Genomic DNA, 15,030 nt, shown 5'->3' with positions numbered 1-15,030 from the left:
GATGAAGAAGGTGATTATCGGCGATCGTATCGTTAAGTCTTTCGGAACGGGCGATGAAACGTGCAAGGTGCTTGACGGGGTGTCAGTCGAAATCGGCGAGGGCGAGTTCGTTGCGGTTATGGGGCCTTCGGGTTCGGGGAAATCAACGCTGCTGTTTGCGCTGAGCGGGACGGATGGCGTGAATGGCGGAAAAGTCGTGGTGGACGGCAAGGATTTATCGGAGATCGGGGAAAAGGAGCTGTCCGATCTGCGCCGGACGAAGATGGGATTCGTGTTCCAACAGCCGACGATGCTGAAGTACCTGAATATTCTCGACAATATCATTCTTCCCTCCATGCGGGACAACCGGAAAAACACCGCAACCATAACGGAAAAAGCAAGAGCGCTTATGAAAAGGATGGGCATCGGGGAGCTTGGAGAGCGCGACATTACGCAGGTTTCGGGCGGTCAACTGCAACGTGCGGGCATATGCCGTGCGCTGATGAACAGCCCGGCCATTATATTCGGCGACGAGCCTACAGGCGCGCTTAACTCCTCATCCGCACAGGAGATTATGGACATCTTCTCCGAAATTAACAGGGAGGGTACGGCGATTATGCTGGTCACGCACGATGCCAAGGTTGCGGCGCGGACGGAGCGGATTTTGTTTATGCGCGACGGGACGATCGTGAGCGAGCTGATGCTGCCCAAGTTTGACGGAACGGATCTGGACGGACGGGTCGAGGAAGTAACGGTGAAGATGAGGGAAGTCGGCATCTAATCCGGGGGCGTCTTTGCTGGAGCTTTCGCGGTACGGAAGCCTCAGTCAGTCGGCCTTCAGCCGAAGCCAGCAGGATCGGGAGCACATGAGGAGATAATCCCATAGCAGAACGAGCACTCGAAAGGGTGCTTTTTGCGTGGAAACGGAACTTGGGCAAAGGAACGAAGACGCTTGCCGGTCCGCTGATCCTTCTTCTGCGAGATTTGACAAAGGAGGTTTATTGCAATAAACTCTTTTATAAGGTTTATTGCAATAAACCCGTCGAAAGGGGAGCGAGACATGGAATCGTACAAACTGTTCGACTCTGAGTATAAATTTGCATGTCTGATCTGGGATCATGAGCCGATCAATTCCACCGACCTGGTGAAGCTGAGCCAGACGAAGCTCGGCTGGAAGAAGTCGACGACCTACACGGTGTTAAGAAAGCTGTGCGAACGGGGAATTCTTAGAAACGAGGGCGCAACGGTCACGGCCGTGATCAAAAAAGCGGATGCGCAGAAATACGAAAGTCAGACGGTTGTGAATAAAGCGTTTAACGGGTCCTTGCCCCAATTTTTGACCGCATTTCTGGGCGGCAAGAAAATTTCGGAGAAGGAGGCGGAGGAGCTGAAGCGGATTATTGAGGAGGCGTCGAGAGGATGAACTTGTTTCTGATGATCCTTCCTATGAGTATTACGGCAAGTTTGGTCGCATTAGCGGTTATGGTCGCGAGATTGTGTTTGAGGCGCGCTCCTAAACTGTTCTCCTATATCCTGTGGTCGGCGGTAGCGGTCAGACTGCTTATCCCCGTCAGTTTCAGTTCGGACTTTAGCCTACTACGGCTGGTGCAACCTCAAGCCGACGCGGGTGGGGGCTACATAGGGAGAGTAGCGAAGTTGATGGAGGTGCAGAAAAATCCCGTGGTGGATGCCGGAATTAGAGAGATGAGCCGTATGGTAAACTCGGCCCTTCCCGCAATCGCCGCTCCTGCGACAAGCACAAGCCCGCTGCAGTTGATCCTGACGATCGGAAGCGCGATATGGATAACGGGCGTGGCCGGTCTCCTGATTCGCAGCATCGTTTCGTACTTGCACCTGGTATCCAGGCTCCGGACGGCCACCCTCGTCCAAGATAACGTCTATGAGACGGACCAGATCGACACGCCCTTTGTTTGCGGTTTTTGGAAACCGAAGATTTACATTCCGACCGGTATGAGCGAGCATGAACGGTCTTACATTGTACTGCATGAACAGACGCATATCCGGAGAGGGGACTATTTGATCAAACCTTTCGCCTTTCTGCTGGTGATCCTCCATTGGTTCAATCCGCTGATGTGGCTGTCTTATTCGCTTATGAGCAAAGATATGGAGATGTCTTGCGATGAACGTGTCGTAAACAAGATGGGGGACCGGATTAAAGCGAGCTATTCAACCTCCTTGCTCAACATGTCCATGGGAAGAAGCGGGGCGTTGACCGGCAGTCCGCTTGCCTTTGGAGAGAATGACGTTAAAGCCAGAATTAAACATATCATTACGTACCGCAAGCCTTCGTCATGGAGGATGGCAGCCTACACGCTGGTAATCGCCGTCCTGGTCGTAGGATGCACGGCGGATCCCAAGCAGCCGCCTTTGTCTTCGTCTTTGCAGCGGGTGGCGCAGCCGCACTACTCGGGATATAGCCTGGAGCAACTGCTGGCTAACAAAACGCTGTACGTAGGGAGCGCCAGCAAGGTAGGCGGTCTGATTGGCGGAATGCCCAAGCCTGCCGGTTTGACCGCTGACGGTATGGAGCTTCACACGAAAGCTCCGCCTTATGGGGTAACCGTTCATTATGTCCGAAATGATCCGACCGGGATACCGGAAGAAGGAGCCGTTAACGGAGAGACTTTCTATCGCAACTCGATCCTGATGTTAAGTCTGATCGATAATGTCGATTGGATCACCTATTCGATTGCAGATCAGGCCGGCCGGTACGACGATGCGGTTTATAGCTACACCTTTACTAGGGAACAGATCGACGAGCAGATCGGAGAAGATGTCCGCCGGCATGCCGCAGACGAAGTCGGCTTGAAGCGGCTGATCGACCGTTTGCCAAATGCCAAAAGCGAAAGCGTCGTTCCTCTGTAAATTCACGAATATTTGCAATAGAATTGCCGATATAGTTCGTGATTCGACTGTGGAATTCATAAGACACGTTGACATGCCGCGGGAAATTCATTATCCTATCCAAGGAAGTGAACATCTCGTATAACCTCAATAATACGGTTTGAGGGTCTCTACTAGGAGCCGAACAATCCTAACTACGAGTATAGGGTGCTTGTATTTCTGCGTACCCTATACCTTGGTTAGGATTTTTATTTTTTTGGAGGAAGAAGCGAATGATGGAAGCCTGGTTTAGGTTGAAAGAACGAAACACTTCGATCCGCACGGAGCTGCTGGCGGGGATGACTACGTTTTTCACGATGGTGTATATCGTGATCGTGAATCCCGGCGTACTCAGCCAAGCCGGCATGGATTTTAACGGAGTGTTTGTAGCTACGGTATTGGCCAGCATAATCGGTACGCTGATTATGGGACTTGCCTCCAATTACCCGATTGCGATCGCGCCGGGGATGGGGCTTAACGCTTACTTTGCGTTTACCGTCGTCGGGGGCCAAAGCATTACGTGGCAGACTGCGCTCGGAGCCGTCTTCGTGGCAGGGCTGCTGTTCATCCTGCTTTCGTTGACTTCGTTCCGCTATATGCTGCTGGATGCGATTCCTTCCAGCTTGAAGCATGCGATTACGGCAGGGATCGGATTGTTTATTACGTTTATCGGTCTTCAAAACTCCGGCATCATTGTGGACTCTCCGGCTACTTTGCTTACGTTAGGCTCGCTCACCGAGCCGATGACGTTGCTGACCTTGATCGGATTGATCGTATCGCTGATTCTGATGTCGTACCGGGTGAAGGGTTATTTATTTATCGGGATGCTGATTACGGCGGTCCTTGCGGGATGGATGGGTCTGCTGAAGCTGCCCGAGAAGCTGGTCTCCCTGCCAAGCGGGTTGTCCGCGACGATGCTGCAGATGGACGTCGGCGGTGTTTTTACGAACGGGTTGTACGCTGTTGTTTTCACTTTTTTGCTCATTACCCTATTCGACACGACGGGAACGATGCTTGGGGTTGCCGAGCAGGCGGGACTGGTGAAGGACGGGAGGTTTCCCCGCTCGCGCGGAGCGCTCCTTGCGGATGCGGTGGGGACTACGGCGGGCGCTGTGCTGGGAACGAGTCCAACCTCGGCGTACATCGAATCAAGCAGCGGCGTTGCCGTAGGCGGAAGGACGGGATTAACGGCGGTTACGGTCAGCTTGCTGCTGGGGCTGACTTTATTTTTCTCGCCTGTCATCGGGGTGCTTGCCGCTGTTCCTGCCATTACGGCGCCTGTGCTGATCATTGTCGGTTTTCTGATGCTCAGTGTGGTGTCCAAGATCGACTGGAGCGACTTCGAGGTCGTATTCCCGGCGTTTCTGATTATCGTGCTGATGCCTTTGACTTACAGTATCGCAACGGGAATCGGCGTAGGTTTCATTACGTATCCGATCCTTAAGGCGGTAAAAGGTAAATGGCGTGAAGTTCATCCGATCTTTTACTTGTTCGCTGTATTGTTTTTTATCCAGCTTGCATTTTTTGGGCATTAAGGGTATCGAAGGTTTTCACGTTGAGCTGTGCTCGTAAAGGAGAGGAGGGACTCCTTACTTGCCGAGCCGGCAAGGGGCGTAAGTTGTTGTCGCCGGGTAGCCCCTTTTAGGCTGTCTGCCCTGCTTCAAGCGGAGAAGGAACCGGATAAGAGCGATTTGTACCCGCTATTTTGTCCGAAAACCCGTTTGGACACGGAATAAGAGCGGTTTGAAGCTGCTAATATCCGCAAAAAAGGCGTAGCCCCCTTCAGGTGGTGGAAATAAGAGGTACGAATCGCCTCTATTTGTTTCTTTCCTCCCAAGAGGCCGAAAGTAAGGGCTGCCTCAGAAAACATTTTGGGATGTACAGTGCTCACTTGGAAACCGATTCCTTGAGCAAAAGGACCTTAACCTCCACATGACTGGAATTTGGGGTCCTTTCGTTTGGAAATCGGGACGTTCCCTGTCATGCGAGCCCTTTCGGGCCCCCTTTTTTCTTATTGCTACGCATCTTTTATAGTGACGCGGCGCGTTTGTCTTGACAAAAAGTGAAGACTTGAGATATAGAACAAGTAATACAATTTCCATTCGCCATTTTCGGGGAGGTACGGCGTTGGGGAAGAAAAAGAATAAAACAAACACGCCGAGGGTTAAGCAAATGAACAGGGAGGGCCGTCTGGCCTCTGCTGCATCGAGCTGGCTTGAAACCTATAACGGGAAGCGACGCATCCGCGGTTACCGCAAACATTTTGGCGTCGACGCAGGTACGGCTATTGCAGAACTGCGCCAGTTGGGCGTACCGCTGACCGACGAGGAGATCCGGAAAGCGAGAGAAGGCGAGCGGGCGGCGGCAAACGCCAAACAAACCCGGAAGAAAAAAAGGCTGCAGCGTCAAAAAGAGCAGCAACAAGAAGAAGCCCCTTGGTCGGATGGAACATTTGCCTACATTGCCGGGTATACGGACTGGGGGGTTCCGTATGGCATTACCTGGGAAGAGATGGAACGGTTTGCCGATCAGGAAAGTCTGGATCGCACAGCTCCTCCCCGGAGCCGAAATCGGCAGCCGGCGGATGAAGCGGGGCGTCCCCTTGTTCCAGCACGGGAGGCGGAAGAAGTGCCGTTCGATCTGGATGATTGCATGAAATATTATGCGAATGTTGAAGTGCCGTTCGAAATCGGCGAATCTGTACGAATCGCGCCTCCGACCGAGGGGACTTTCTACGAGTTGGCGGATACGACGCCGGACGTTTTTGGTTTTGATCCGAATTCTGTGTAGAATAGAGAAGAATAGCGTTTAAGAAGAATGAAAGGGAGAGTTGGCCTTGAAAACGAAGAACATACCGTTACCGGAGCCTGAATTGCGGGCGATTCTGAGGGCGGCCGACGATATCATTGATGAAGGCGGACGAACGCTGCTCTCCAAAATTTTAAAGGGGTCCAAAGAGCGGAAGCTGTTGGAGCTGGGGCTGGATCGGAACCCTTCATACGGATTTTATATAGAGACCTCTCCTTGGAGCAGATTACGGATAAAGTAGATCATATGATTCGAACCGGATTTTTGGAGACCGAAGTAGTAAACAAGCTTCCAAGGATTGTATTTACCCCTCGCGGATGGGCGATCGAAAGAGAGCGGCGGGCGGAAGAATTTATACAGGAATGAGACCACTGGCTGGAGAATAATGTGACGCCGATCAGCATGGAGTATTTGAAGGAACGGGACCGGGACATGATCTTTTTGTTCTTGTTCAAAATTTTATGTTCCGGTAATAAGAAATATATTCCGTTTCTGGAGTTATGGGAACGAGTGGATTTCAAGAGAGTGCGGGTTGAGATTCAGCATGTGATCGACGCTTTGAAGCAAAAAGAGCGTCTGAGCCCGTCCGATTGGGAACGGCTGATCGAGGAACGGATACCATCGCTGCTCCTTCGCTCGCGTGAGCCGGTTATTTTGGCCTGTCAGCAATGCGACCGTCCGTTCGTATGGGATGGGTTGAATCCGGAGTGTTATACAATGGAAGGTTTGCGTTTTCCGGAGGGGTGTCCGAACTGTCGGGAGGACCAGCCTTAGCCATAGCGGCGTTCCGCTGACGGGTCATGTTCCCCGGAGAAAGGACGTCTTGGACTGGCCTGCGCGCCGGGCGATCCGTCCCGCCGCTTCCCCATTCTAGGTTAAATAAAGCCTCCTGCTCACTTCAAAGTGAACCGGGAGGCTTTTCGTGTGCTTACCGGCTGAAAATCTGAATCCCTTCCATCTTGGACAAATAAAGCTTCATATTTTGCCGGATCTCCTCCAGCTCGGAATACGTCACATTCAGGGCGGTGTGATAGCTGAATGTCGGGAACGTTTCCCGGAATATAAAGAAGCGGTCGGGCTGCTTCACATGAACCGGTCCGTTCCATTCCGCGGCGCTTTTGAGACTGGGAAGGCTGAGCGTGTTTTGACGCAGTTGGAGCTGGGCTTGGTGGGACAGCATGAAATCGATAAACGTTTGGGCTGCCTGTTTATGCTTGGAATGTTTGTTAATAGCCAATCCGATCGTGATCACCATCGTTTTGGGAGTTCCCTGATACGGCAACGGCGAGATATCGTACGAGAAATCGACGTCTTCGATCATGTTGAGAAAGAAGTACGAGGTTAAAATCATCGATACCTTCTGCTGGCGGAACAGCATATCCACATCGTGGTCGTTTTCCGACAGGAACGGCGGGAATACTTCCTCGCTCAGATCGATCAGCGTATGAAAGCTTTCCTTCAGCGAAGCGCTGTCGAGCTCCAGATTGTTGTTGCCGTCTCCCCGGCCGCGGTTGAAGACGACATTATTTTGCAGCAGGAAGACCGGCCACCGGTTGTCGGACAAGAGATGGAAGAAGAAGCCGTACCTGTTCGTGCCGGCCGACAATTGATGGGCCGCTTTTTTGACCGTATCCCAAGTCCAGCTGCTATCCGGCTCCGGAACCCGACTCTCGGTAAAGTGATCTTTATTGTAGCAAAGAATAACCGGCGAGAACATGAAGGGCTGCACATATAACGTTCCGTCAAACGTAAAAGGCTCCGTTAGTACCGGATATATGCCTTCCTTGGCGATTAAAGGCTCCAGCATGTCAGGCGGGCCGTCCGGATTGACGAACAGCTCGACATTATAGTTATTGATGGCCATAACATCGATATGGTCGGATTCCATGTAGTCCTTCATAGTCGGTTTCGTATGGTAATAAGGCATAGGAATCATGTTGATCCGGATCAACGGATGCTGCTTGTGGAATTCCTCGACCAAGTCAAAGATCCGGGCTTCCTGGATCAGGGACGGGTAGTATCCGAATTTAAGGGTAATCCCTGTAGGAGCTTTGCGGACGCGGTTGCCGACCCGCGGAATTTTCTCGATAAAGTTGTCGGAAGCGAGCAGGTCCAAGCCTTTGCGCACGGAGTTTTTGCTCAGTTGAAACCGTTCGGCAATATCGCTCTCGGAAGGCAGATAGCTTCCTTCTTCCCATATGTTTGTAATGATCTCATTTCGCAACGTGATCATCATTTCCTCATAGCGGCTCCTGAACGTAGAACGCTTCGGCTTTGAATTCATCTCCAAGCACCCCGATTGCATAGTGATCCAACAACAGCTAATTATATCATAAAGTCAGGAGTCCCCATATTGATCCAGAACTGTTAAGGAAGTTGCAAGGCGTTTCAATTGCCGTTGACAGTTTCTTTTAACTGTGATTATAATCTGTTATGAACCAGATAAGCAACATGTAATTCTCGAATGTTTAAGTTGTGATCAAGAAATTAGCAGAAAACCATTCGAAGTAAGGAGGATTGAGTACGTAAGGATTGTTTGAATTGTTTTTAATTTACTTATCTGAATCATATATAAATCTATAATTATATATGGTGTTAATGATATGTGGTAGATACAGTAAGAATTTTTGGAGGTGGTATACAGTTTATACAGAAAAGATAAGCGCGGTTATAACCGCAGCGATAGGTGCACGGCGCACAAGCCGGGCAGTCTCGGTATGTAAATGAATAGCTGCAGAAAGGAGCATTACGGAATGAACGTTAAACGTTTGTTTGTGTCCCTGCTTATTTGGAGTCTTCTCTTATGCACTCCTATGTATGCGTTTGCACAAAGCGCTTCCGATCCGGCATCGGCTGTAATCCGCCTGGAGGCTGATGGGACCTCGATAACGGAGGGAGACCGGGTTACGGTTCGTATCGTCGCCCGCAATGCGGTTGATCTGTACGGAGTACAGGTTGCGGTGAGGTACGATTCGTCCAAGCTGGATGTCCATCAAGTAAGCCCGCAAGGAGGTTACAACGATTTTGGCGGCAAGCAAGTTCTTCAAACGGAAGGGAAGATTATGCTGCCTCTGCTGCGCGAAGGCGCTTCCTCCCCCGATTCGGCAGCATCTTCCCTAACGATCGCAGTGCTGGATTTCACTGCTCGTAATGCCGGTACGGCGGAGCTGTCCATCGATACCGTCAAAGCCGTCACAAGCGAGAGTTACATACATGCAAGCGGATACAAAGATCTGAAGGAGCTCGCGGTCGTTCCCGGAGGGAAATGGACGCTGCATATCGGAAGCTCCTCATCGTCTTCTGAAGATACTGCAGCGCCTCCCGCGGCGTCCGTTCCGCCGTTCCGGCCGGATGTCCGGCAAAGCCTGCAGGACTTGGAGAAAAAGCTGGACGCGGGCAATCCCGAGCAAGCTCTGGCCCAATTGTCGGCGTTGTTCTCTGGCGGCGCAGGTTCGTATTCGCCTGCGGAGGTGAAGCAGCTGGAGAAGCTGGCAGGCCAGCTGCAACAGCAGCTGCGAACTAGCGTGAAGACAACTGCAGATCCGTCGACCCAATCGATGATGCTTGATAACGATTCTTTAGCGAAAGCTGTACGGGCTTTGCAGCAGCTTTCCGAGCTGGCGGCAAGCAACAATTTGGACTTGCCGACGGAGGCGAGTCTTCCGATCCGGCTTGCCGATGGCAGCTCTCCGGGGCTGCTTGTGTCCCCCGAGCAAGCCAAGCAGCTGAAAGGCGGCCAAGTATCGCTGCTGCTGGAGAACGGGCGGGGGGCGGCCTTTATATCGTATCAGGCTCTGGCTGATGACAAAGGAACGCTTCTCCAGTTCCGCGAAGCCGGTGAGCAAGCCGGTCGGCAGGCCGATGCGCAATTAAACTTCGTTTCCGGACTGAACGTGCAAATCTCGACGATCGAAGACGGGAAACCGGTTGCTGTTACGCGTACGGCCGGGCAGCTGCGTCTGACGCTGAATTACGACGAGTCCAGCCCGCAAGCGCATAAGCTGGGCGTATATGTATGGAACGAAGCGGCCTCCTCATGGGAATATGTGCGGAAGGCTAAGCCGAACGACGGCAAGTTTGAGGTTGCGGTCGATCAGCCGGGCGTCTATGCCCTTATGGAGTTTGAGGCGGATTACAAGGATATCGGGAACGTGTATAACGAAGCAAGGCATGCCATCGAGGCGCTCGCGGCCAAACACTATATGTTCGGAACCGGGGAAGCGGAGTTCGCTCCTTCCAGAGAGATGACGAGAGCCGAGTTTGTCGCTTTGCTGGTACGGATTTTAGATTTGGATTCGGCTGCCCCGCATGCAGGCTCCTTTAGCGACGTTGCGGCTGACGCTTGGTACGCGGGCGTAATCCATGCCGCCCGACAAGCCGGAATCGTGCATGGCGACGGTGTGAACTTCGATCCGGACGGCAAGCTGACGCGCGAACAGATGGCGGTACTGCTGGTCAACTCCGGACTGGTGGTAGCAGTCGGCGCGGCAACGGACACATTTGCCGATGACGAATCGATCAGCGATTGGGCGAAAGAGGCGGTGTATGCGGCAAGGGCGAGCGGCCTGATTCAGGGCGTCGGCGACAACACCCTTTCTCCGAAAGCAAGCGCGAACCGCGCGGACGTTGCCGTACTTTTGCTGCGGTTGATTGAACAACGATAAGGAGTGAGTCTATTGAGCACATTGCGAAAAAGGATATCGGTCCTTGCGGTTATGGCTCTGTTGGCGGCTGTATTCGCAGGCTTGCCTCTCCCCGGGATCGTCGCGGCGGACCCGTCTCAACCGGGCATAGTCGCGATGGTGAATCCCGGCTTCGAGGACGAGGTCGGACAGGACGGCAAAATTCCCGGCTGGAATGCGAATTACACCGTTAAAGACGATGTGTACGGCAAAGTTACGCACAGCGTCTACGGTACGGTCTCCAAAAGCGGCGGCAAAAGCTTGAACCTGTTCGACAATTCGAATAAGCATACGGTTGAGCTTGTGAGCGATAAATACCCGGTGATCCCGGGCAACGAATATACGCTCAGCGCATGGATCAATCCGAACGAACCGCAAGGGAGGAAGGACGGCTCCATAGGCGGCACGATTCAGCTTCGCTTCTACGATGCGAACAACAACGAGCTGACCGGAAACCGGGTTGCGAACAACTATAACAGTCCAAGCGGAATCGGTAAATTTACGCAAATTTCGGTCAAGAGCAACGTGGTGCCGGCTGAAGCGAAATATGTGTCCGTCGCAGTCCTGATTACGGCCTATTGGACCGGCAATACGTATTTCGACGATTTCGAGCTGAAATATACAACCACGACGCCGACGCTGCCGCCGGAGGATTTGTCGGAGAAGGTGATTTCCTCCAATGGTCTGAAAGAGGTTGTGAGCATTCCGGTTCCGAACGCCGGATTCGAGAGAGGGATGACCGGCAGCGGAGCTGTCGACGGATGGAGAAACTGGGCCGCGCCGAGTGAAACCGTCAAGTTCGAGCTGTCTTCTGCCGTGAAGTATTCGGGCAGCGCAAGTCTCAAGCTTACGGACACGCAAAACAATAACGGCGTCACGATGGAAAGCCAGCCGCTCCCGGTGAAACCAGGCGTGGAATATACGGCTTCTGTGAGGATGTACGTGGAAAGTACCCCGGCGCCGACGGGCGGCGCGACGTTCCTGCTGCGCTTTTTCGACGATAAGGACAAACAGACGGGACCGGATACTTTGCAGCATCTGAAATCGCCTTTGAACGAATGGTTCAAAGTGGAGCTGAAAGGAGTTGCTCCGGCGAGCGCCAAGCACGCCAAACTATTCGCCCTTGTTAACAACGCCTATATGGCCGTTGCTTATTACGACGATATGATGTTTACGTACGAGCGGGATCTGATGCAGCTGGATATAACGCCAGCCGAATACGCCGTCAAAGACCGGACCTTCACGGTACGGCTCGGCTCCAAGTACGCCGAGTCGCTGACAGCGGCCGAGCTGAACGTGGCCTTTGACGACACGAAGCTCCAGGTTGTGGAAGCGGGGGTTCATCCTGATTTTGGAACAAGCGGCAATACGACGCTGACGTGGGAAGTGGATGGAGACCTGCTCACTGTCCGCGCTTCCAGAACGGATAACGGCGTCGTTAACGGACATGCCGGTCTGGTGACGGTTACCTTCAAGGCGTTAAGCGGGCAAGGCAATACGGTGCTTTCCCTGAAAGCGAACTCCGTATTGAAATCGCTCAAGGGCGGAACGGTGGAGGACAAGACGTTCCCCGGCGACGTAAAAGCAAGAACGACGCTGCTCCCTCATCTTGAAGATGTGAACCATGACGGCGTTGTCAATCTGGTCGATCTTCTGCTGGCGGCAAAAAGTGTGAACGCAGGCTTGGACGGCATGACAAAATATTACGATCTGAACGGCGACGGGAAGATTGATACGGCCGATATCGACATTCTCGCCAAAGCGCTGGCCGCGAACTAGCGCCGGATGAAGGGTGGGCATGAAGATGACATTTTCAACGGGAGGTTTAAGATGCGGAACATACGAAATAAATGGATCTCGATTGCCGTGTTTTGCTGCTTGCTCGTCTCTGCCGTTTTCCCGGCCGTACCGGCGGGAGCAAGCCCGGGCGGTGATTCGGAGGTGACGTTCAAAGGGAGAATCTTCGGAGAGCCGGAGAAAATCGCCACACCGATTACGAAGGCGGGTTTATCGGGGGCGGTCGTCGGCGTGGAGGACGGCCAGCCGGTATTCTACACGACGGTGAACGCCGAACTCGCTTCGTTCCAGATCGTCGACATCAAGACGAATACGCTGCTTCGCAGTTTCCCGATGCCGGGCGTTCAGCAGGCTTGGGCACATGTGATCGCTCCTGACGGAACGGTGTATATCGGCGGAATCCGGACGTCGGGACAGACGAGAGGGATCTTGTGGACATATTCTCCGGTAACCAAGGAGATCGTGGAGCTTGGCGAGCCGATCCCGGGCGAGAAATCGATCTGGTCGTTGACGGTCGACGACAAGGGCAACGTCTACGGAGGCACGTTTCAGAGCGGCCGGGTGTTCAAATACGATCCCGTCGCCAAGACGTTTACCGACTACGGAACGATGACGGCCGGACAGGAATACGTCCGCTCGCTTGCCTACCATGACGGGTATATTTATGCCGGAGTCGGCACCGTCGGCGATGTCGTGAAGCTGGGCGTCACGGAGGCTACTCAAGGCTACAAGGCGAGCATTGCCGCCGATGTGCCCGGGCTGCTCGGCGTTACCGCGGCGCAAGTGCCTTTCGCTTACGATATGGCGGTGGCCGGGGATCTGCTGCTGGTGAAGTTTCAAGGCGATCTGTACAAGATGCTGATCTATGATCTGAGAAATGAAGCGTGGCTTCCGCATGTAATCGATAAAGACACGGCAAACGGCGGAACAGGCGTCGGCGTATTCAACTTCGCCCAATTGGCCGCCATCCGGGATAACAAGCTGTACATTCCGGCCAACGGTTACTTGACCGAGCTCGATCTGACGACTTTCCAGACGACCCCGCTTATCAAATACGGGACTTCGCTGAGAGGGGCGGCCTGGGTCCAATTCGACCAGTTGCCCGGGTATCCGGGACAGTCGCTCGTCTCGATGAAAGGCAACGGCGAGATTGCGGTCTTTAACGTAGACGCCAAGACGGTATACAGCATGCCTTCTGCACTGGTCGGCGCTCCGAACCCAATTCATAATATCGAGGTCGGGCCGGACGGCAATTTGTATATGTCGGCTTATCCGGCGGGGGTAGGCGCCGTCTATGATCCGCGTACGGGCACAACCAAAAATTTAATAATGGAGCAAGCCGAAGGCATGGTGGCCTACGGCACGGATATGTACCTGGGACTTTACCCGGGCGGTCATGTATACAAGATCGATACGACCCGCAGCACTCCGGTCGCTTCGGAGGTATTCACCATCGGCGAGGCCCAGGACCGCCCCTATATCATGAAAACGATGGGCGATAAAATTATGACCGGCACGATTCCGGGTTATGGCGAGCTTGGCGGCGCGCTGACGATCTTCGATCCGGCTTCGGGTCAGGTTAAGGTGCACCGCAATATCGTCCAAAACCAAAGTATCGTCGGTCTTGCTTACAAAGACGGCTACATTTACGGCTCCACTACGATACATGGAGGTCTCGGCACGACCGCTACCGAACGCTCGGCGAAAATGTTCGTATGGGACGTCGCGAACGAGCGTAAAGTAACCGAATTCACCCTGGATATTCCGGGGCTTAGCAATCCGCCGATGATCAGCGGCTTGTCCGTAGGCCCGGACGGCAACATTTGGGGCGGGGTGAACGGCATTTTGTTCAAGATGGACCCGGAATCGTATGACATTTTGAATTATAAAAATATGTATCCCGATATCGCGAACTACGGCATGTGGCGCCCTTATCATCCTTACTGGGGCAAGGACGGCCTGCTGTACATGGACTTGGCGGACCGCATTACCGTGATTGACCCGAAGACGCTGGACTTTGTACGCCTGTTCCCTCAGAGTATGGAGGTCAAATTTATGGCGCTTGCCGCGGATGCGGACGGCCGGGAACAGATTTATTTCGCCGATGCTACGGATATGGGCAGCCTGCAGCGCATTCAAGTATCCGATGTGCAGTATGAGCATGCGGGCAAGCTGAAGTGGAACGGGGCCGTGTCCGCACAGCAAAACGAGACGGTTACAGTCCGTTTGGAGCTGGATCAAGCGAATGAACTGTACGGCTTCAAAGCCAAGCTTGCGATCGATCCCGACCAGTGGACGGTCAAAAGCATTACGGGCTCGGACAGCTGGATAACGGATGGATACTTGACCTGGTCGGCAAGCGGCAGCAACGTTACCATCGTCGGGACGCAATTGGGCAGCCAAGGTGTTAGCGGCAGCAAGGCTGTGGCGGAGATCAGGTTAACGGCCAAGAAAAATCACGTGAACACGAAGCTGCTCCTGCTCGGCGAGTCGGAAACGATCCGCATCGACGGCGATGTGACCGGGGTGACGTTTCGTCAGGGCACAGACACCGCATGGCCGATCCGAATCGGGGACGTTTACGAAGAGGATATGAATCAGGACGGGACCGTCGATACGGCTGACTTGATCGAGCTTGCCCGGCAGATCGGGGCCGGAATCAACGATACCAATCGTCATATGGATCTCAACCGTGACAACAAGATTGATATAACCGATCTCGGTCTGGTTGGATTGAAAGTGTATAGATCTTCGTGAGCATCGCAGGGGAAGATGAAGATTGCTGAGCCAGTCTCCCTAATCCCTGCAAATTTAGACACCCTGCGAGGTGTCTTTTTGTTTGGATGTAAATTTGAATAAG

10 protein-coding genes and 1 riboswitch are annotated in these 15,030 nt (G+C 53.2%); of the genes, 9 read left to right on the top strand and 1 reads right to left on the bottom strand.

What is annotated here, in order from left to right; all coding sequences use genetic code 11:
- Position 1: 1 nt before the first annotated feature.
- The 6 genes from AC3Y2E_RS17675 (at position 2) to AC3Y2E_RS17650 (ending at position 6,465) form a co-directional block, all read left to right on the top strand.
- Entirely contained in the window at positions 2-760 is a 759-nt protein-coding gene (locus tag AC3Y2E_RS17675; protein WP_379212624.1) for an ABC transporter ATP-binding protein, read from the top strand.
- A 279-nt stretch (positions 761-1,039) separates the two neighbouring features.
- Complete coding sequence (locus tag AC3Y2E_RS17670; protein ID WP_379212622.1) at positions 1,040-1,402, top strand: BlaI/MecI/CopY family transcriptional regulator; 363 nt, start codon at positions 1,040-1,042, stop codon at positions 1,400-1,402.
- A complete protein-coding gene (locus tag AC3Y2E_RS17665) occupies positions 1,399-2,865 on the top strand; it encodes a M56 family metallopeptidase (protein WP_379212620.1) in 1,467 nt (488 codons plus the stop codon). Before AC3Y2E_RS17670 ends, AC3Y2E_RS17665 begins: the two co-directional genes overlap by 4 nt.
- Positions 2,866-2,961: 96 nt before the next feature.
- Positions 2,962-3,061, top strand: a riboswitch (purine riboswitch).
- Between the two features lie 58 nt (positions 3,062-3,119).
- Positions 3,120-4,418, top strand: a complete 1,299-nt coding sequence (locus AC3Y2E_RS17660) for an NCS2 family permease (RefSeq protein WP_379212707.1) — start codon at positions 3,120-3,122, stop codon at positions 4,416-4,418.
- 592 nt (positions 4,419-5,010) lie between these two features.
- Positions 5,011-5,673 carry a hypothetical protein gene (locus AC3Y2E_RS17655; protein WP_379212618.1) on the top strand — a complete coding sequence of 221 codons (663 nt, stop codon included), beginning with the start codon at positions 5,011-5,013 and terminating at the stop codon, positions 5,671-5,673.
- Between the two features lie 405 nt (positions 5,674-6,078).
- Complete coding sequence (locus AC3Y2E_RS17650) at positions 6,079-6,465, top strand: hypothetical protein (protein WP_379212616.1); 387 nt, start codon at positions 6,079-6,081, stop codon at positions 6,463-6,465.
- Positions 6,466-6,619: 154 nt separating this feature from the next.
- Here AC3Y2E_RS17650 and AC3Y2E_RS17645 read toward each other — a convergent pair whose 3' ends face one another.
- A complete protein-coding gene (locus AC3Y2E_RS17645; protein WP_332075299.1) occupies positions 6,620-7,927 on the bottom strand; it encodes an extracellular solute-binding protein in 1,308 nt (435 codons plus the stop codon).
- Positions 7,928-8,444: 517 nt separating this feature from the next.
- Here AC3Y2E_RS17645 and AC3Y2E_RS17640 point away from each other — a divergent pair.
- Genes AC3Y2E_RS17640 through AC3Y2E_RS17630 form a run of 3 tightly spaced genes read left to right on the top strand, consistent with a single transcriptional unit; the run spans position 8,445 to position 14,927 of the window.
- Positions 8,445-10,355 (top strand): S-layer homology domain-containing protein, encoded by a 1,911-nt coding sequence (locus AC3Y2E_RS17640; RefSeq protein ID WP_379212613.1) that lies wholly within the window; start codon positions 8,445-8,447, stop codon positions 10,353-10,355.
- A gap of 12 nt (positions 10,356-10,367) precedes the next feature.
- Entirely contained in the window at positions 10,368-12,152 is a 1,785-nt protein-coding gene (locus tag AC3Y2E_RS17635) for a carbohydrate binding domain-containing protein (RefSeq protein WP_379212611.1), read from the top strand.
- A gap of 51 nt (positions 12,153-12,203) precedes the next feature.
- On the top strand, positions 12,204-14,927 hold the full coding sequence (locus tag AC3Y2E_RS17630) for a cohesin domain-containing protein (RefSeq protein WP_379212609.1): 2,724 nt from the start codon (positions 12,204-12,206) through the stop codon (positions 14,925-14,927).
- Positions 14,928-15,030 lie beyond the last annotated feature (103 nt).

It is taken from the genome of Paenibacillus sp. MAH-35 (assembly GCF_058135425.1).
The sequence above is the reverse complement of the archived record's forward strand: the minus strand, read 5'-3'. Positions and strand labels throughout refer to the sequence as shown.

Bases quoted from the DNA above. Each gene is read 5' to 3' on its own strand.
- AC3Y2E_RS17675 (WP_379212624.1), top strand. From the start codon at position 2: ATGAAGAAGGTGATTATCGGCGATCGTATCGTTAAGTCTTTCGGAACG.
- AC3Y2E_RS17670 (WP_379212622.1), top strand. From the start codon at position 1,040: ATGGAATCGTACAAACTGTTCGACTCTGAGTATAAATTTGCATGTCTG.
- AC3Y2E_RS17665 (WP_379212620.1), top strand. From the start codon at position 1,399: ATGAACTTGTTTCTGATGATCCTTCCTATGAGTATTACGGCAAGTTTG.
- AC3Y2E_RS17660 (WP_379212707.1), top strand. From the start codon at position 3,120: ATGGAAGCCTGGTTTAGGTTGAAAGAACGAAACACTTCGATCCGCACG.
- AC3Y2E_RS17645 (WP_332075299.1), bottom strand. From the start codon at position 7,927: ATGATGATCACGTTGCGAAATGAGATCATTACAAACATATGGGAAGAA.
- AC3Y2E_RS17640 (WP_379212613.1), top strand. From the start codon at position 8,445: ATGAACGTTAAACGTTTGTTTGTGTCCCTGCTTATTTGGAGTCTTCTC.
- AC3Y2E_RS17630 (WP_379212609.1), top strand. From the start codon at position 12,204: ATGCGGAACATACGAAATAAATGGATCTCGATTGCCGTGTTTTGCTGC.